This window comes from Kocuria rhizophila (assembly GCF_003667225.1).
GTDB lineage: Bacteria > Actinomycetota > Actinomycetes > Actinomycetales > Micrococcaceae > Kocuria > Kocuria rhizophila.
Genome location: NZ_RCOM01000015.1, coordinates 1 through 18,808, shown reverse-complemented (window position 1 = coordinate 18,808; position 18,808 = coordinate 1). Strand labels below are relative to the sequence as shown.

Genomic DNA, 18,808 nt, shown 5'->3' with positions numbered 1-18,808 from the left:
CGTCAAGTCTTCAACCACCGCGACCGCAAGGTGAGCGAAGAGGGATCACCCCACGGGGGCGGTGGCGAGCCGCTCTTGGTCAGCACCGGGTAGCGCCGGGAGCCCCGTCGAGATTGATGAATATGACGACCCGGCAGGGAGTGACTTCTCCCGTAAGGCACGGTAGGCCAACGGCCTCAGTGGAGCATCGCGCACGGCGACCGGGAAGGTAGCCGGACAACTATCCCCCCGTCTCCGGACAGTTCAAGCTGTCTGGAGTTCATCGTGGGCACCGCCTACTCCCCCGCATCATCGCGGACGCACTACCTCACCCTCCAAGAGGCCGTAGCCGAGGGCTACGGAGCCTACTCGACCCTGCGGTCCTGGATCGCACAGGGCAAGCTGCCCGCATCAAAGACCGGATCGCGCGTCAAGATCCTTCGCTCCGACCTCGATGCATTGGCCAGGCCAGTCGGCGTCGACCCGATCGAGGCCGCCATCGCGCGCCTCCTCGAAGCCGCTCCCCCGCTCACGCCGGAGCAGACCCGCCGCCTGCGCGACCTCCTCGGGGAGGCGTCATGAGCGGGCTGGGCAACGCCTCCCTCGGGACAGCCAGCAAGGACACGCTCGCGTCCCGGAAAGACGTTATTGGGACGCGAGAAGAGGACAAAACCCCTAGTCAGAGGCCACTGGCGGCAACCCCCTATGGGGAAGGCCCCATTGCCGCCGCCGCCGCCAACGGGTGGCAGGTGAGCCGGGTTGCCGACACCGCGACCTCGCGCAAGCACCCGGCCTCGTTCGTCGTGCTGACCAAGACGGTCGAGCGGACCGCCACCCGCGCGACGGGCGGCTTCGGTTCATACCCGTCGGTGCAGGGGATGCGGTCGGGCAAGGGATCGGTCGTCATCGGGTTCGACACCGAGTTCGTCAGCGACGGTACGTTCGACGCCGAGCGCGGCTGGATCGGCGAGAGTGAGCAGGTCACGCGCCGGATCGTGTCCTACCAGTTCGCCGCCATCGACCCGACCGACGCCGACCGGCTGCGGCTGGCTGTGGTCCTCCCTGCCATCTACCCCGGGCCTCGTGGTCCCCGCGTTGCCAGGCTGTCGTTCGGCAAGGCGCTGGAGTTGGCCATCACGGCGCTGGGCTTGCATGAGCATCCGCTGGCCGAGGGCTGGACGGCCAAGGGCGTGCCCCGCCAGGCCGTTGTGGACGCCGCAGGCAAGTGGCATCGGGAGTGGTGGTTCCGGCAGAAGGGCGAGCACGCGCACGCGCTGCCGATCACTCTCGTGGCGCATTTCCAGAACGCCGACCTTACGACCTTCGTCGACCCGGTGAAGATGCACAACACCTGGGATGCTGCCTACCCGACGGGTAGAAAGCGCCGCCGGGCGAAGGCTGGCTACTCGGGCTATCGGAATCGTCGGCTGGACGACCGAGAGCCGGACATCCTGCGTGCGGTGATCTCTGCCAGTGCGGGCATGGTCTCGCCCAAGCCCGTCGAATGGGTGCTTCCCGGTGCGAACAAGCGGTGGGCACGTCCTGTGGTGGTCTCCATCCGCGACACGATGGCGCAGTCGGGCGCTGCGAAGCTGTCCGAGCTGGGCGACGCCGTGGGCGTGGCGAAGCTGGATGTTCCCGGTGACTGGATTGCTCGTATGGACGAGTACCTGGTCGCGCACCCTGCGGAGTTCCTCGACTACGCCTCCAACGACGCCGTGATCGCCCTGGAGTACGTCAGCCAGATGTACGGCGAGCACCAGGAGGTCGCCCTCACGCTGCCGACGGCTGCGGCCCGCGCCGTGCGCGGCATCATCGCCAGCGAACTCGCGGAGCGTCACGCGGGCAAGCCACTGGTGGAGACCGGCCCCAAGATCAACTTCAACCGCGTGTTCGGCGGCCTGGAGAAGGTCACCAAGAGAACCGAACAGACCGTGAGCATCGAGAACCAGCTCGCCTACTATCGGCAGCGCGAGCTGCAACCTCTCGACGGCGCTGCGGCCACGTGGATTCATGCTTGCGCCCTGTCCTTCCGGGGCGGCTATAACATGAGCGCCGAGCTGGGGCTGTTCGAGCAGACCACACACGACCTCGACCTCCAGTCGTGCTACCCGACGGCCAGCTCGACCATCTGGGACGTCGACTACCTGCACCCCGACGGCGTGATCCTGCGGACGGTGAACAACGTCGAGCTGTCGCTGGACGACTTTGCCGAGGGCGGGCCATTGACGCCGTTCGTCGGATTTGTGTCGTTCGAGTTCCCCGAGTCCGTGGCCTTCCCCTGCCTGCCCGTGCCCGTCGAGGGGTCGATGGTCTACCCCCGGACGTCGGGCGGTGCACGTGGGGTGTGGTCGATGGCTCCCGAGGTCTGGCTGGCGCTGAAGCTGGGTGCTCGGGTGATGTGTCAGATCGGTCACTTCGGGCGCACCCTGCGGCTTGAGGACGGCTCGCCCTCGCGCCTGCTGCGTCGCCCGTACAAGACGTTGTTGGATGACCGGGCGCTCGCCAAGAAGAAGTTCGGCAAGAAGTCCTTCCAGCAGACCGTGCTCAAGCAGATGGCCAACTCCCCGTACGGCAAGCTCGCCCAGGGCGTCATGGGTCAACGCGGCTGGGACGCCTGGGCGCAGGAGCGCGACGAGGTTGGTGGTTCTGCGATCACGTCCCCGTGGCACGCCTCCATGACCACGTCCCTGCCCCGTGCGGTGCTGTTGGCCACGCTCAACGAGCTGCACGACCTTGGTTACTCCACGCCGAGTTGCACGACCGACGGGTTCATCACCGACGCCGAGCTGGCTGTGGTAGACGGTCTGGACCTGTACGGGCTGTCGGACCTGTGGCGCGAGACCCGGGAAGCCCTGACCGGCTCGCGGGGCATGTGGGAGGAGAAGCACACCCAGACGGACCTGCTCAACGTCACCACCCGTGCCAACTTCTCTCGCCAGCCTGGTGGTGTTCTCGCCCACGGTGGGTACAAGCTGCCCGAGGGAATCGAGGAGGACAGCCAGGCCGACCGGGACCACATGTACGAGCTGATGGTATCCCGCGACGGAGCACTGCCGGTGACGATGAAGGTCTTCCCGTCGATGGAGGAGCTGACCCGCGTTCACAACCGACTGGACTTCTCCCCCATCGTCGTCCACAAGCAGCAGACCATCGAGTTCGACCGCAAGCGTCGTCCGGTGCCCGACGGCATGACGGCCAACATGGTGATGGTGGGTGACAAGGTATTCGAGGTCGCCCACGTCCAGACCGTGCCGTGGAACTCCCCGGAGGAGGTCGAGCTGGGCCGCTCGGTCGACCGGGGGCTGAAGCGTTGGGACGATGAGCTGGGTGAGCCCGTGTGGGATCGCTCGCCGGTGCGCAGGACCCGTGACCAGTGGCTCGACTACTTCGACCGACTCCAGGTGCTGCTGGACGAGGACGGCTCGGTCGCCGAGGCCGAGCGACTGGATCGCATCGCCAAGGGCATTGTGATCGCCCAGCGTCAGGGCATCATCAACATCCCGTGGCTCGCGTCTGACCGTCCCCTGGCTGAGCGGCTCGATGCCTTCGAGAAGTTCGGGCTGCCGCGTCCGAAGGAGCGGTTCTGGTCCCATGCGCGCTCAAAGACCGAACGCCAAATCGACATCGACTTCGACGCCATCGAGCCGTACGTCGAGGACATGCTCAACGTCGATCCGTTCGCAAGCGCAGCCCCAGTCGAAGTTGCGGAGGGTGCCTGATGACCTACACCGTCGGCACCTTGACCTTCGCCACCAAGGATGACGTCCGTGCGCACGCCAGCCGCGTGCTCAACCGAGTGGGGCTTGGCGAGATCCTGACAGGCCCCGACGACGTGTTCGCCCGTGCCCTCCTGTCCAGCCACCCCGACGCTCCTCGGAAGCACGGGGTGGGTGTTGACGCCATCGTCGTCGCGCTCATCCCCGAATGGGGCACCCGCAACTTCCTCGTCCTACGCGAGGACGGGTCGGTCGACAACTGGTCGATCAAGAAGTGCATTACCAACCTGCGGCCAAGTGGTCGCGCGACCGGAAGGAACAACAATGAGTGAGTCCACCCATCTCGACGAGCTGATTGCTGCTGAGCGCGCGAAGGCGAATGCCCGCATCGCGAAGCTCAAGCGCGATGCCGCTGCCGAGCAGCGCAGGGTCGACGCAAAGGTCGTCGAGGTGCTCAAGGAGCACCACGCCGACGTCTACGACAATCTGGCCGCGCAGGCGCGGGAGCTTATCGCCGCCGAGAAGGCGAAGCGCTCGGCCAAGGCGAAGCGGGCGGCAGAAGAGCCTGCCGCGGAGCCCGTCGCCACGACTGCCGACACCACCGAGCACAGCGAGGAGGTGAGGCAGCCGTGGAACGGGTGATCCCTCGTCGCGCTGCAGACAGCGCGTCCACACACCCCTCGCCCGCAGGGAGCGCAGCGACCGAGGACGAGGGCCAGCAGATCTTGGACGACACGAGCGAAGCGAAGTTGTCGGACAAGATCCCTGCTGGCCGTGTCGAAACCCCCGCTCCCGAGAGCTCCAGCGCGGGGGGTTCGACCTCTCGGGTCACGCTCGACGCCCATCTTGATGTGCGCGTGACCCGTGCTCAGTTCGACGCCGCCAGGCGTCGGGCTGAGGCGCTCGGCGTCAAGCCGAGTGCATGGGCGCGAGCCGTCCTCTTGGACGAGCTCGACGACCGTCGGGCAGAGGTTGCGCTCCTGGAGCGCGCAGCTGCCCGACCTCGGCCGACAGCAGCCTCGGCTGCTGAGGTCGAGCAGTTGCGGCGGCTCGGCATCACGCTCAACGGTCTGCGGCGAGACGCTGCCACGGCCCGCAAGGCTGATGACGCCGTGACCGTGGTCGTCGACGACAACTTGCTGGAGAAGACCCTCGCAGCCGTCACTGCTCGGCGCGCCGAGCTCGGGGATCGGACGCGGTCATGAGCGCAACAGTCAACATCGCTGGTGGCGTCTCTGCCCGCAGCGGTGTCATGTATGCGCTCTACGGACGGGGACAGCAGTACGTCGACAACATGAAGCGAGGCACCAACCGTGCGGCCGCCTACGCGTCGTCGATGGAGTCTCCCGAGGAGTTCATCGCCTACGCCGAAGAGATGGCCGCTGCCCACGGCCGCAAGTACGAGACCTACAACCTTGTACTCGCCGGGGACCCCAAGGTCTTCGACGTGAACCGGCCGGAGGACCTCAAGAAGATGCTCGGCTTGAGCGTTGGCCTCGCCGAGGCCGCCTTCAGCGCCGAGTACCTCGTGGTCATCCACGACGACTCCAAGGGCGAGCACGTGCACGGGCACATCTACGTGGTCAACCACGACGAGTGCACAGGCAAGGCCCTCAAGCGCAACACCAGTTGGACGAGGGGTCTGCGCCAGCTCAATGACGAGTTGCTCGTTGAGGCTGGGTACGAACCCAACGCCGACCCGCAGCGCCCGAAGCTCGACTGGGAACTGCGCCGAGAGGAGTTCAAGCCTGGCGGCTTCGAGCAGGCCTTGGGCGACCTGGTCTACGAGTCGCTGGCTGACCCTCGCTGTGTCGACCGCCCAGCGTTCGAGCAGGTGCTCGAGGAGAACGGGGTTCGGCTCAAGGTCACTGACCGCGACGGGTGGACCTACTCCATGAGGCGCGACGACAACGGCAAGTGGGGCAGGAAGAAGGCATCGGCCCTGACACCTGAGTTCACGGCCGAGGGCGCCCAGCAGATCTTCGAGTACCACGCACAGAAGGGAGTGACCAATGGGGTTGCTGGACACGATGAAGCAGGCCGACGAGCAGCAGTCGACTACGGAAATGTTGGAGGAGTGGACCTCGAGGCTGCCCGCCGTCGAACAGCAGCTCTCGAAGTTGACGAAGACCGTGGCCGACCTCACGGCCTTCGTGAAAGTGATGGACGAGCAGCAGGAGGCCCGGCTGAAGCGTCTGTCGACCTCGCGGCAGCACGAGCAGCCCTCGAGGCCGCAGCTCGACGACGAGACGAGGAGCAGGATCGCCGAGATCGAGAAGACGCTCGCCGCCGTCGCATCGCAGCTGAGCAGCAGCGAAGCCGTGAAGCTGCCCGACGGGTCGTCAGTGCGCCGGTCGGACTTGGATGCGCACTCGATGATGACGAGGATCGAGAAGCAGCTCGCGACGACGGCCCGGAGTTCGGCTGAGCTCGCGGAGACCGTGAAGAAGCGGGGCAATGTCCGGATCGACACCGCCAAGCTCGAGCAGCATGCCGTAAAGGTTCTCGATGTCCGACTGGCCAAGGCCGTCGAGCCGTTCATCGTGCGGGTCGAGAAGACCCTCGCTGGGTTCGAGCGTCAGGCAGCGGAGCTGGGGGCCCAGCGCACCGTCGCCGCCGCCCAGGAGGTCGAGCGGGTGGTTGCCAAGGCGGATGAGGTGCTGGCCGGTGTCAGGGGTGCTGAGCGCCGCCTGGCAGCCCTGGAGGGCAAGGTGGCCTGGACTGCCGTTGGACGCATGTGCCTGGCACTCCTCCCGTTGGCCGTAACGCTGCTTGTGCTCGGCGGGCTGACGATGGGCACGGCACACGCGCTTGGTCTAGGGCCATTGCTCGGCTGGGCGTGGTCGTCGTTCGCGGCCGCCCAGGTCTGGTGGCATAAGGCACTGATCGCGCTGGCGACGCTCGCGGGAGTGGGCGGCTTCGGCTGGCTCGTCTGGCTTGGCGGTCGTTGGGTTGCCGACAAGTACCGAGGGTGGTGAGCCCGAAAGAAGAACCCCGCAGCCGATGGCTGCGGGGTTTCGTGTCAGAGATCACGGAAGACAAAGGCACCAAAGTCCGGCGCTGAGGCGTTGACGACGGTGTGGTCCATTGCCATGTCGCGGGTCCAGGCGTCCCAGTTGAAGTAGCGCACGGCGTCATCGGGCCAGCGGTCCATCATGTCGGTCTCAGTCGCCCAGTGCTCGGCGTACTCGCGGAAGTCGTCCCAGCGGCCGCAGTAGCGCTCCTCGAAGTCGCTGACCGACGGGAGGTCGCCGCGTCCTTCAGCGACGTAGGCGCCTGAGCGCACCCAAGCGCACAGTGCGGGCCAGTGCTCGGGGCCAACCTCGGTGTAGACCCGGCCCCACTCGGCTGCCTCGAGGAGGCCCATCTCGTGCTCTACGGGGATGTTCTCGGTGTCCAGGCACCAGATCTCTTCGCATCCGGCGGACAGGCTGCCCGTGCCCTCATGCAGCTGGTGCAGCGTGACGTCAGCGGCGTCGGTGCAATCGACCCATTGGCCGACCAGGCGTGCGTTGTTGTAGCAGCTGAGGCAGGCGGGCCAGACTCGCGGGGTGGTGTCGGCGGCGGTGATGGTCATGGTGTTCTCCTCCAAGCAGTCGGGATGAGAACGGGGCCCGACCGGCTGTGCTCGGAGAATCAGCGCTTACGCCGGACACCCGTTCTCATGAAGACCCCCGGCGCCGCCGTGCGGCGCTCCCGCAAGAATTGTCAGTGGCGAGTTGTACCTTCTTGGCATGGCTCAATGCACAGCACCACTACAAGGTCACAGGACCGCCAGCGGCCGGGCGAACTGCCCGGCATGCGGCGGCCGTTCATACGGCTACTACTCGAACTACAACACCTACCCCCCGAGCTACAGCTACCCGAGCAGTGGCGGCGGCAGGAGCTCCACCGGCGGCTCGTCACGTACTTCTCGCCCACGGTGGTCACCATCATCGTCCACCGCGACCTACTCCCCCAGCGAAGTCCGCGCTCTCACCCCCGTTCGTGAGGCGATTGAGGCGCAAGGCGCCCTCCCCGATCGCTACGACCTGTTCCTCTGCCACGCGTGGGATGACCGGCGCGGGACAGCCAAGGAACTACACGATGCGCTCGAAGAAATCGGCGTGACGGTCTGGTTCAGCGAGAAGAACGTCGTGCTAGGGACCCCGCTGATGAGGGAGATTGACCGAGGCCTTGCGAAATCTCGAGCTGGACTTGTCCTCGTCACGCCCGCGTTCGTGAAGCGCCTCAAGGCGGCGGGCGTAGCAGACAAGGAACTATCTGCCTTGCTAGCCCGGGATTTGCTGGTGCCCGTCGTGCACGAGATCACCTACGAGGAGTTGCGGGACGAGAGCCCGTTGTTGGCCTCCCGGAGCGGTCTCGACACAGCAGAAGACACGATGGAGCAGATCGCGCTGAAAATCAGCGAGCTGGTGTCGACTGACGCCTTCGACACCAACGCCTAACGCCACTCCACTGTCACGCTGGCAGGATCGAAGCCCCGGCGCCCTCGGGGCTGCGCGTGCAGGGTCACGGTGGCGAGGGCGTCGATGACCTGCCGCCGGACCTCGAGAGGTGCTTCGCGGAATGCCGTCGCCGGGTCATCGGTACCCAAGATCGGGGCAAGCGCCCCGCCCCGACCTTGCAGCAGACGCTCGGCCTCAAGCTCAGCGATCCGGGCCTCCGCCGCTTCGCGGATGCGCTTGAGGTCACGGCCTTCGATCACCTCGTCGTCGTAGTCACGCTGAGCGCGGAGAATACGACCACGCTGCTCGGCGATGACGGCGCTGATTCCTGACGGCTCTGGCGCCTCGCCGATCGTCTTGTGCTTGGCGAGAGCGTCCGGCTGACTGAGCCGAGCAACGATGGCCTTGGTGACGAACTCGTCGATGTGAGAGCCGGTGCGCATCACGTGCCCCGCACAGCGGTATCCGCGCGGTGCCCCCGTCACCTTGCCGCCACACACAGCACAGCGGTACAGGCCCGAGCCAAGGTGCTTGCGCTTGGTCGAGCCCGAGGTGTTCGTGACCCGCTCGGTGTTGTCGAGAATGTCTTGAGCGCGCCACCAGGTCTCGTCGTCGACGATGGCCTCCCACTGCCCACGGATGGGCTCGCCTGCGTCGTCACGAAGGATCTGCGCACGCCAGGAGCGCCGTCGGCCACCGTCGGCCTGCGCGGTCTTCGGCGTGTACGTGGACATTCGCGCGTACCGAGGGTTCCGCAGGATTCCCAGCACGGTCGACGGGCTCCACGGGCCGTCAGGTTCGATGGGGCGGGGCTCCTTGCCCTCGGCGAGCCTTCGCTTGGCCCGCTCGGAGGACACCACGTGGGAGTGCTTGGGCCGGGGCGAGATCCCTTTGATCTCCTGCGTGCCGCTGAGGGCGCGCGCAAGCGAGCGCAGGGACTCCGGGTGGCCGGGGCGCGTGAACAGGGCGTAGATGGCTCGGACAGCCTCCGCCTCGTCGGGGATCACGTCGCCGTTGGTCGCGTAGCCGAGTGGCCTCATGCCCTTGGGAGCACGGCCTTGCTTGGCGCGTTGCAGCTGAGCTGCCGACTGGCGCGCACCCTTGCGCTCCATCTCCGCCCGGGCGACGGCAGCCTTGATGCGGGTGTACATGCGCCCGCCGTCGGTGGACAGGTCGGCGTCGCCGTTGGCGGTGACGAGAGCAAGCCCGTTGAGCTCGGCCGCGTCGATCCAGTCCTCAAGCTGGCGGGGCTGACGAGTGAGCCGGTCGAGGTCGTAGCAGATGATCGCGGTAAACCGACCAGCCTTGTAGTCGGCCACCATGCGGTCGTAGTCAGGCCGTGACTTAGTCCGGTCGGTGGCCGACTTCGACTGGTCTACGTAGGTCTCGACTACTTCCCACTGACGGTAGGTGGCGAGTGCCTCACACTGCTCCCGTTGCCGGTCGATGGCCAGGCCGTCCATCTCGCGGTCCTGGCTGATGCGAAGGTAGACGGCGGCCTTGCGGAGCGCCGCCTGAGCATTCTCCATGCACGAAGCCTACTCACTTGACGTTAGTAACGTCCGAAAGTCAAAGTCGACCCCGTCTTCAGTAAGAGGCCACAAGCCCTCTGCGGCACCCCCCACTCAGAGGCCCCACGCCCCAGGAGCCACCCGCTCGTAGTCTTCAATACCGATAGCCTCGAAGTGACGCTTGGCCGACTTGATCTTCGCGAGTTCTGTGGGCCGGAGCTTCGTATCGTCGAGCGTGCCCTTTGTCTCGCGGATCATGTAGATCCGATCCTCGCCGTCCTCCTGCTTGATGATCGCCCAGTCGGGGTTGTACGGCCCGACCGGAGTATCGATCTTGAACTTGGCGGGGAGCTTCATGAACAGCTTGATGTCCTCGCGGGAATCGAGCAGTTCCGCGAACTGGCGCTCCACGTCGGAGTCGAAAACCACGTAGTCGAAATCGGTCTTCTGGGTGTGCTGCACCTTGTACATCTGGTCGAGGAAGCGCTCCTTCTCCTCCTCGCCGTCCTTCTGCAGCTCGCGCAGCTCGTAGACCGATCCCGCGATCCGCTCGTACTGGATGCCCTCAACCACGATCTTTGCCAGCTCGCTCTGGAGGGCGCGCTTCGTCATTGCGATGAAGTCGTTCGGGTTGCCGATGAACTCGCCCAGCCGGCCACTGCCGATCAGGATGTCGACGATGGTCTTGCGGGTGAGGGAGGTGGCTTCCTGAAGCTCCGTGATGATGTCGGGCAGGTCGTAGCTGCCCTTGAGATCGGCCGAGCGGGTGCCGAGTTCTTCACCCTTGGCACCGCCTCGCAACACCTTGACTCCGGCGCGGGTGACCTGGATACGCAGCGCGTCGATCTTCGGCGCTTCACGGATCGCCCGGATGGCGTTCTCAATCAGCTGGTCGCGGCCGACCCGGACACGGTAGGTGGTCTTCTGGCTGATCGTCTCCCAGAACTCCTCGAACTCCGGTGTCGAGTAGAGCTGCTTGTTGAGCACGCGCGGCTGACGCTTGCTGACCGGCTTGACATACTTGCCGATGTTCGCGCGCTCGACCAGCTCGATGATGATCGGCTCAGCCCAGACGAAGTCGACGGGCAGGCCGAGGTCGAAGCCGAGCTGGTTCGGCTGGAACTTCGGAGTGACAACGCCGTCCTTGTCGATGAAGCCCTTGTCCTTGAGGTGCTCCCAGACGAGGACGGAGCGCTGGTAGCCGAACTGGTCGTCGGTGAGCGCACCGTTCTCGTCCTGCAGCGGGATCTTCGAGAACTCGGCCCGGCGCACCCGCCCGATCTCGACACCGGCGTCCTTGTACTCGCGCTGGAGCGCATCCGCGAACTTCGTGTACGACTCGTTCGCCACGACCGTCAGCGTCGCAACACCACGGTCAGCGACGCGGGCGTACCCATCGTCGGTCTTTGCGACGGGGAGGCGCAGTCCGCGGCCGAGGGTCTGGCGGCGCTCGGTCTCGACACCCATCTCGCGCAGGGTGCAGATCTGGAAGACGTTCGGGTTGTCCCAGCCCTCGCGCAGGGCGGAGTGGCTGAAGATGAACCGCACTGGCTCGTTCTCGTCGAGCAGTCGAGCCTTGTCTTGCATGATCAGTTCGTAGGCGTCGTCATCGGCTTTGGTCGTGCCGGACGAGTCCTGGAAGGTCGTCGTCTTGCCGCGCTTGATCTGAGAGAAGTACGCCCGGCGAAGCTCACTCGGCGCCTGCGGCAGCAGCTCCTGGTAGCGCGCAGACTTTGCTCGTTCCTCTACGAAGACCTCATCGAACCACTGCACGAAGTCACCGCTCGCGTCGTCGTTGCTCGTGCCGTCGCCCAGGTAGCTGGCGACCTTGTCGACGAAGAAGAGGCTAAGCACCTTGATGCCCTTGGCGCGCAGCATCGACTCCTTGCGGAGGTGCTCACGGACGGTCTCTCGGATCATCTCCTTGTCGATCGCGCCAGCCGAGGCACCGATGCTCTCGCCCTCATAGAGGAAACCGTGTGAGGTGAGGTCGACGTAGGCGGGCTCGATGCTCATCTCGTTGATGCGCCAGCCCTCGTAGATCGGGTTGTTCGTCAGACGCGCATCCGACAGCTCCTGGTGCTGCTTCACGCTCACGACGCGCCGCTCAAGTGAGCCATCGGCCTTGCGGCAGGACAGCTCCAGCCGGGCCGACCACGACGGCTCACGCCGCACCTCAACCAGCTTGATATACGGCGTCGCATCGGCACCCTGCTGGGCAACCTCGGCCACCACGATCTGCTTCACAAGCCCCAAGTCGTGGGCGTCGACCGGGTCGAGCCGGTAGACAACATTGCGCTGCCTCTTGTGGGTCGCGCTGTAGCGCAGTGTGAACACCGGGTCGAGTTCACCGACCGCCGACTGCGAGAGCTGCGACTCCATGTTCTGCGGCTCGTCCATGATCACGACCGGGTGGGTCGCCTTCAGGTAGTCGATCGGACGCAGGCCGTTCAGCTTGTCGCGCGTCTGGTGAATGATGCGAGTGTTCGCGTTGCCACGGATCGAGTCGATCGTCATGATCAGGATCTGCACGTTCGTGGACGTCGCGAATGACTGCACCTCCTCTGCGCTCTTGCCGCTATAGATGGAGGCATCGAAGGTGATGCCGTGCGGCTTGTAGAGGTTCTCGAAGTGCTCGCGCATGAGCCGGATGCTCGTGCTGACGCCCTCGCGGATCGCCACGCTGGGCACGAGGATCACGAACTTCGTGAAGTTGTACCGGACGGCCAGATCAAAGATCGTGCGCAGGTAGACGTAGGTCTTACCCGTGCCGGTCTCCATCTCGATATCGAAGTCGAGCGCGTCGCCCGCTAGTGCCGGCGCCACCTCAAGGCCGTTGCGATCCTGCACTCGCTGCAGGTTCGCGAGGACCAGGTCGCGGTCAAGCACGAGGCTGTTGCCGACCGCGCCGACCTCCTGCGTGAGGTCGATATCGAGCGCAGCCTGATCTGAGTCGGGCAACACCGCCGCACCACGCAGGGTCGTGACCAGCTTCTCCGCATCCTTCGGCTGCCCGTCGAACAGATCAACCACGGACGCGATCGCATCCAACTGATACGGCTGACTGGCGTCGAACTGAAATCCTGATCCGCTCGCTGTGCTGTTCTTCATACTCAGGCCGTCCAGAGCTCAATGCCCTTGCTCTTGCAGAGCTGGGCAAGGTTGGTCTTGAGTTCGTCGTCGCCCTGGAATGCGTCCTCGAGCACGATGATCCGCGTCGGAGACTCGTCAACGAGTGCACGGAGTTGCTCGAGCGTCGGCTTGACGTGCTCGTTCAAGTAGGCCAGCACGGCAACGTCGCCATCCCGGTCTCGTACGAGCCGGACGTCGAGGTCACCGACCTTAGCGGGCGAGATCGCCTCGGTCAGCGAGTAGCCCTGTTTGAGCAGGATCTCCGTGAGCAGTCCATCGGCCGTTGCGTCATCAGTCGCGCTGTCACGAAGGCTGAGCAGATGCTGCTGCAGTGCGTCCTCGTCAACATCGCTCGACAGTCGCCACTTCGAGAAGTTGGTGTCCGCGAGGCGATATGCGCGAAAGCCGACGTCGGCACACAAAGGCAAGTGTGGCGTGCTGAGATTGTCACCCGCCCTGGAAATACGGGCTCGCGATAGCTCGGCAAGATCTGCGAAGCCAGCCTTACCGGCCTCGGAATCGGGCGCCACTGGTTCCGGAAGCTGAACCAGGACCCAGGTGCGTCGACCGCCGTCCGCAGCGTTCGCTCTCATGACGCCCTCCGCCGTTGCACCCGAACCAGCAAAGAAATCCAACACGATGTCTCCGTCATGAGCGGAAGTCGCCAGTTCAACGATTCTTTTCATGAGGGACGGAGGCTTTGGATAGCTAAACAGCTTCCCGTTGCCAAGTAACTCCCGTACGGCGATCCCGCCTGCTTTCGTGGTGCCGTACTCACTCGTGATCACGGTACTCGGCTTAGCGCCTTCTGCCTCATCGGACAAGAATGACTTCACATACGGGGTTCCCTTCTTCCCGACGAACAATTTTCCGACGCGAACGTATTCGTCGATAGTGGACTGAGGCGCGTACGATGGCCACACCAACTCACTTCCGTCCGCGAGCGGAATCTTGACCGTATAGTCCTTCTGCTTGCTTAGATTAATGAGCTGAAACGGTTCCCCTTCTTTGTAAATTTCCTCGCCTGCGTGCACGAGATTCGCTTCGGGAAGAGTTGTGATGTGACGTGAAGTATCCTTGGCGTCGAGCTGGATCGACTGAGCGCCGATTGACTTGTTCTTGGCGTAGCAAAGGACGTATTCATGATGCCGGCCGAAACCATCATTATCGTTACCGCCCTCCTTACCCTTGAGCCACACGAGCGTTGCGAGGAAGTTCGTTTCCCCGAATACCTCATCCATAAGAGAGCGAAGCCTTGGCTGCTCGAAGTCATTAATCGAAACGAATATGAGTCCGTCGTCCTTTAGCAGGTTCCGTGCGAGCTTGAGGCGCGGGTACATCATATTCAGCCAGTTGGAGTGATAGCGACCCTCGGTCTCGGCGTTGGTCGTGACCTTCTTGCCTTCCTCGTTGACCTGGCGCGTCCATTCGAGGTAGGTGTCGAGGCCTTCCTTGTAATTGTCCGGGTAGACAAAGTCCTTGCCGGTGTTGTACGGAGGGTCGATATAGATCATCTTGATCTTGGCGTGGTAGTGCTTCTGCAGGATCTTGAGCACTTCGAGGTTGTCGCCCTCGATGAAGACGTTCTGCGTCGTGTCCCAGTCTTTCGAGTTGTCGAAGTCGGGCTTCAGCGTCGCTGTGGTCGGCTCCTGCGCCGCTCGCAGGGCGCGCTTCTTACCGGGCCAGAACAGCCCGAACCGCTCACTGCCATCGGCTACGTCGCCGTCGAGCAGTTCCTTGAGCTTCTCGACATCCACCTTCCCGTCGGCGATGGCCTCGGGAACCAGATCGGCAAGCTGCGCTGCCAGCTCGGTCTGGAAGTTCGGTGTAGTGGATGGTGTTTCGTAGATCTCGTCAGTCATTCGGGTGATTCTCTTTCATGATTTTAACAATTTGCGTCGGGTTTGTGAATGACCCGTGGTCTATGTGGCTATCCGCCATCGGATCGTGAACAGGTGCTCGGTCTCCTGGGTTCCCTGGAGCGACTGTTCAATCAGTTCGAGGTACTTGTCGGCCTCGGCGCGGAGCTTCTTGCGCGCGTCCCGGAAGTCCTCGTCGGCCTCCTCGGCACGCTGCTCCCACTTCCGGGCCTCCTTCTTGAGCCGCAGCTGCTCCATCGGGTCATCGGCCTGCCGGGCGAGCTTGCGGGCTTCCTTCTCCTTGGCGCGGTACTCGCGGATCTTGCCTTCGTGCTCGGCCTTGCGATCCTGCTGATTGCGGTAGAGCAGTTCCTCCTGCTGGTCGTAGTAGCGGGAGTTGCGGCCCTGGACTTCCTTCTCCAGCTCCGCCCGTCGAGTGTCCAGGTGCGGCGTGAAGCGTGCCGCGTCGATCGCGTCCCGCGTCTCGCCAATTTCGATGCAGGCGAGGTCGAGGATGTCCGCGACGTACTCCTCATCGAGCCACTGGCCGTCATCGGTCAGGGCGCCGGCCAGCATGTAGGACTCGGAGACATCCTCGTCGCGCGCCCTCATACGGAAGGTCGCAACGCTGACGGTGAGTTCGCCGCTGGTGCCCTCCAGCGCACGAATCGCGCTGCTCACACGCTCCGACTGGCCGAGAGAGAACGTCAGCTCGCGTGCCGGGGTGTCGTGGGTCTTGGCGGTCTCAACGACGTGCTGGGCCAGCGGGCTCGCGTAACGGTACTGGTGGGCGTTCTCCAGCGGCTGGGACTTGAAGAAGTAGAGCCCGGTCGGCGCGTCCTTCACCGGGGTCCGGTTCAGCACGAAGGTGCGCCCGTCGCCCTCGAAGGTGGCGTGCTGGTCGAGTTCGTGCCGGGTTATCGCGAGCAGCAAGCGCTCGAACTTGTTGAGCACCTCGCCGGACTGCGTGTCGTAGGCCTTGAGGCGATCCTGGACGTGGGGGTCGAGGTTGTCGAAGACCTTCGCCTTGGCGCTGGCCATCTCGCGCGAGATCTCGCCCGCGTACTGCGCCTCCAGCTCCTTGAACGCGGAGTCCAGTTCGTCAGCGGTTCTGCAGCGGGTGAGGATGTCGCTGATCGTCTTCTCGAAGTCCAGCCCGTCCTCGATCGCGCCGAGCACCTCGTCGCTGGCGCCAAAGACGCTGGAGAACAGTTGGAACTTGTTCGTCAGCAACTCCAGGATGCGCTGCTCGGCGATGTTGACCTTATTCGAGAAGTTCACGACGACGACGTTGTGCTTCTGCCCGAAGCGGTGCACACGGCCAATGCGCTGCTCGACCCGCTGCGGGTTCCAGGGCAGGTCGTAGTTGACGAGCATCGAGCAGAACTGCAGGTTGATGCCCTCTGCCGCAGCCTCGGTCGCGATCATGATCGTGCCCTCAGTCCGGAAGTAGTCCACGAGCGCCTTGCGACGATCCACGGCGGCGATGCCGGTGACCAGGTCGCCGTCTCTGTTCTTCTCCAGCCATGCCTGGTGGATCGCGGTCTGCTCCGGCCCGTTGTTCGAACCGTTGAATAGAACGAGCCCCTTGCCGCGACCGGCCTCCCGCAGCGAGCGCGCGATGTACTCCTGCGTCTTGGTCGAGTCGGTGAAGATGATGGCCTTCTCAGGAGCACCCAGCTCACGCAGCCGCTCGAAGCCCAGATCGAGCGCCTCACCAAGCTTGACCGCCTTCTGGTTTTCGGTGATCGAACGAGCCAGAGCCGCGTACTCGCGCAGCTCCGCAACCTCGGCACGCATCGCCTCCAGCAACGACTCGTCTAGCGGCAACGACGACGCACGGGCACCTGTGGCCGTGCCGTCGATCTCGTCGGCCTCCTCCAGTTCCTCGCTGGTGATCTCGTCGTCGACAGCGAAGTCTGCTGCCACGAGGCCGCCGCGGCCGTCGCGGCGCTGCCCAGCGGCAACCTCATCGGCCAGACGATTCGCGATGTTCTCCAGCGTGCTCGCGACCGCGTAGGTCGACGAGCCGAGACGCTTGCGGATGATCAGGGCAGAGAGGTGGCGCTGACTCCCGGCGAAGGCAAACAGCTCGTCGCGCTGCAGGTAGTCATTTACCAAGTCGTAGAGCCGTGCCTCATCCGGCGACGGGGTGAACTCAACCGTCAGCGGCAGGCGCTTGGTGAAGTGGATGTACTTGTCCGCATCTCGGCGCAAGGTACGCTTCGAGACTGTCGCGACACGCTCCACCAGGTCGTCGTCACCGCCAAGGTCTCGGTTCTTGACGTACCGCTCCCGGAACGCATCAAGGGAATAGAAATAGTCCGGGTCGAAGATCGAGACCAGCCCGTACAGCTCCTCGAGCTTGTTCTGCAGCGGCGTCGCCGTCAGCAGCACCGTCTTGTGTGCGCCCTTGACGATGTGCGCCACCGCCTCGGCGGCCTTCGTCTTACCCGCCCAGTAGTTCCGTAGCCTGTGCGCTTCGTCCGCGACCACAAGATCCCACGCCTTGAGCAGTGAGGTCTCGTGCCGGAGCGCGAACTCATAGGAGCAGATCAGCACCTGCGCCGAACGGCCACCCGCAGCAGCAAGTAGCGAGTCCTTCGACTTCGGGTCGAGGATGGAGGACGGGATCAGGAACTTCTCGTAGAGCTCCTGCTGCCACTGCTGCCGCAGACTCGACGGGGCGACGATCAGGATGCTGCGGCGGCGCTCGGCCCAGTGCTGCGAGATGACGATGCCCGCCTCGATCGTCTTACCGAGGCCCACCTCGTCAGCGAGGATCACGCCCGGAAGGAACGGTGTCTGCAACGCGAACAGGGCGGCGTCGATCTGGTGCGGCTTCGGCTCCACCTGGGCGTCGAACAGGAGCCCGGCGAGCTTGCCGACGTGATCGTTCGCGTAGCTACGCTGCAGTTCGTGCGCGTAGTACTTCGCCTGGTAGTCCGTGAGCCGCGTCATCACCTCACCCGCCGTCGAACTCTCTGACCATCTCGACTACTTCTTACCACCAGACGTAAGCCCTGTCCTAAATTCGACCACATCCCCATCCTGCATCACATACTCCTTGCCCTCCATGCGCACCTTGCCCGCGGCCTTCGCATCGGCCATGGATCCGGCTGCCATGAGGTCGTCGTAGGAGACGATCTCCGCCTTGATGAAGCCCCGCTCGAAGTCCGAGTGGATAACCCCGGCGGCCTTGGGTGCGGTGTCGCCCTGGTTGATGGTCCACGCGCGGGCCTCCTTGGGGCCGGCGGTGAGATAGGTCTGCAGGCCCAGGGTGGAGAAGCCCACGCGGGCCAGCTTGTCCAGGCCGGACTCGTCCTGGCCCTCCATCTCCAGCATCTCGCGGGCCTCCTCCTCGGAGAGCTCCACCAGATCCGCCTCCAGCTTCGCGTCCAGGAACACGCACTGCGCGGGCGCCACCAGCGCTTCCAGCTCGGCCTGGCGCTCCGGCGAGGACAGCACGCCCTCGTCCGCGTTGAACACGTAGATGAACGGCTTGGCGGTGAGCAGGTTCAGCTCGCGCAGGTTGTCGGTGTCCAGCTTCTCGGGCCCGGCGGCCTCGAAGATGGTGCGACCCTCCGCCAGCACCTTCTCCGCGGCCTGGTACGCCGCGAGCTGCTCGGGCGAGCCCTTCTTGATCTTGACCTGCTTCTCCAGCTTGGGAATCGCGTTCTCCAGCGTCTGCAGGTCCGCGAGGATCAGCTCGGTGTTGATGGTCTCCCGGTCCGAGGCCGGGTCGATCTTGCCGTCCACGTGGATCACGTCCGGATCGTCGAACACGCGGATGACCTGGGCGATCGCGTGTGCCTCACGAATGTTGGCCAGGAACTGGTTGCCCAGCCCCTCCCCCTCGGACGCGCCCTTCACAATGCCCGCGATGTCCACGAAGGACACCGTGGCCGGCACGATCTTCTGCGAGCCGTGCAGCTCCGCGAGCTTCTCCAGCCGCTCGTCCGGCAGGTTCACCACGCCCACGTTCGGCTCGATGGTCGCGAACGGATAGTTCGCGGCGAGCACCGTGTTGCGCGTGAGCGCGTTGAACAGGGTTGATTTTCCGACGTTCGGCAGACCGACGATTCCAATAGTAAGAGCCACGGTCCGCCATCTTACCGGGGCCGCCCGACGACGCCGCCACGCGACTCCGCGGCCCACCC

The 18,808-nt window shown here is 64.6% G+C and carries 14 protein-coding genes; 8 read left to right on the top strand and 6 right to left on the bottom strand.

Features of this window, described 5'->3' with window-relative positions; genetic code table 11:
- Positions 1–264: 264 nt before the first annotated feature.
- The 7 genes from D9R02_RS04095 to D9R02_RS12240 are packed head-to-tail and all read left to right on the top strand — an operon-like array spanning position 265 to position 6,676.
- The gene (locus D9R02_RS04095; protein ID WP_121566390.1) at positions 265–561 is read left to right on the top strand and encodes a helix-turn-helix domain-containing protein; all 297 of its coding nucleotides are present in this window, start codon (positions 265–267) and stop codon (positions 559–561) included.
- Positions 558–3,701 (top strand): DNA-directed DNA polymerase, encoded by a 3,144-nt coding sequence (locus D9R02_RS04090; RefSeq protein ID WP_224764944.1) that lies wholly within the window; start codon positions 558–560, stop codon positions 3,699–3,701. The genes D9R02_RS04095 and D9R02_RS04090 overlap by 4 nt, the downstream gene beginning before the upstream one ends.
- The gene (locus D9R02_RS04085; protein ID WP_121566389.1) at positions 3,701–4,030 is read left to right on the top strand and encodes a DCL family protein; all 330 of its coding nucleotides are present in this window, start codon (positions 3,701–3,703) and stop codon (positions 4,028–4,030) included. Before D9R02_RS04090 ends, D9R02_RS04085 begins: the two co-directional genes overlap by 1 nt.
- Complete coding sequence (locus D9R02_RS04080) at positions 4,023–4,340, top strand: hypothetical protein (protein WP_121566388.1); 318 nt, start codon at positions 4,023–4,025, stop codon at positions 4,338–4,340. The genes D9R02_RS04085 and D9R02_RS04080 overlap by 8 nt, the downstream gene beginning before the upstream one ends.
- The gene (locus D9R02_RS12160) at positions 4,328–4,903 is read left to right on the top strand and encodes a hypothetical protein (RefSeq protein WP_220700413.1); all 576 of its coding nucleotides are present in this window, start codon (positions 4,328–4,330) and stop codon (positions 4,901–4,903) included. Before D9R02_RS04080 ends, D9R02_RS12160 begins: the two co-directional genes overlap by 13 nt.
- Positions 4,900–6,126, top strand: coding sequence for a relaxase/mobilization nuclease domain-containing protein (locus tag D9R02_RS12245; RefSeq protein ID WP_147435328.1), 1,227 nt, complete (start codon positions 4,900–4,902; stop codon positions 6,124–6,126). The genes D9R02_RS12160 and D9R02_RS12245 overlap by 4 nt, the downstream gene beginning before the upstream one ends.
- Positions 6,074–6,676: a hypothetical protein gene (locus D9R02_RS12240; protein WP_259463904.1), complete on the top strand. Its 603-nt coding sequence runs from the start codon at positions 6,074–6,076 to the stop codon at positions 6,674–6,676. Before D9R02_RS12245 ends, D9R02_RS12240 begins: the two co-directional genes overlap by 53 nt.
- A gap of 44 nt (positions 6,677–6,720) precedes the next feature.
- On the opposite strand, the gene D9R02_RS04060 is transcribed toward D9R02_RS12240, so the two are convergent.
- The gene (locus tag D9R02_RS04060) at positions 6,721–7,275 is read right to left on the bottom strand and encodes an antirestriction protein ArdA (protein ID WP_121566386.1); all 555 of its coding nucleotides are present in this window, start codon (positions 7,273–7,275) and stop codon (positions 6,721–6,723) included.
- Between the two features lie 157 nt (positions 7,276–7,432).
- Here D9R02_RS04060 and D9R02_RS04055 point away from each other — a divergent pair, with 157 nt between their 5' ends.
- A complete protein-coding gene (locus D9R02_RS04055; RefSeq protein WP_121566385.1) occupies positions 7,433–8,146 on the top strand; it encodes a toll/interleukin-1 receptor domain-containing protein in 714 nt (237 codons plus the stop codon).
- Here D9R02_RS04055 and D9R02_RS04050 read toward each other — a convergent pair.
- The 5 genes from D9R02_RS04050 to ychF form a co-directional block, all read right to left on the bottom strand.
- Positions 8,143–9,675, bottom strand: a complete 1,533-nt coding sequence (locus tag D9R02_RS04050) for a recombinase family protein (RefSeq protein WP_121566384.1) — start codon at positions 9,673–9,675, stop codon at positions 8,143–8,145. The genes D9R02_RS04055 and D9R02_RS04050 overlap by 4 nt on opposite strands.
- Before the next feature lie 96 nt (positions 9,676–9,771).
- Positions 9,772–12,768 carry a restriction endonuclease gene (locus D9R02_RS04045; protein WP_121566383.1) on the bottom strand — a complete coding sequence of 999 codons (2,997 nt, stop codon included), beginning with the start codon at positions 12,766–12,768 and terminating at the stop codon, positions 9,772–9,774.
- A 2-nt stretch (positions 12,769–12,770) separates the two neighbouring features.
- On the bottom strand, positions 12,771–14,651 hold the full coding sequence (locus D9R02_RS04040; RefSeq protein ID WP_121566382.1) for a site-specific DNA-methyltransferase: 1,881 nt from the start codon (positions 14,649–14,651) through the stop codon (positions 12,771–12,773).
- Positions 14,652–14,711: 60 nt separating this feature from the next.
- Positions 14,712–17,609 carry an SNF2-related protein gene (locus tag D9R02_RS04035; RefSeq protein ID WP_121566381.1) on the bottom strand — a complete coding sequence of 966 codons (2,898 nt, stop codon included), beginning with the start codon at positions 17,607–17,609 and terminating at the stop codon, positions 14,712–14,714.
- A gap of 36 nt (positions 17,610–17,645) precedes the next feature.
- A complete protein-coding gene (gene ychF, locus D9R02_RS04030) occupies positions 17,646–18,749 on the bottom strand; it encodes a redox-regulated ATPase YchF (protein ID WP_121566380.1) in 1,104 nt (367 codons plus the stop codon).
- Positions 18,750–18,808: the final 59 nt, after the last annotated feature.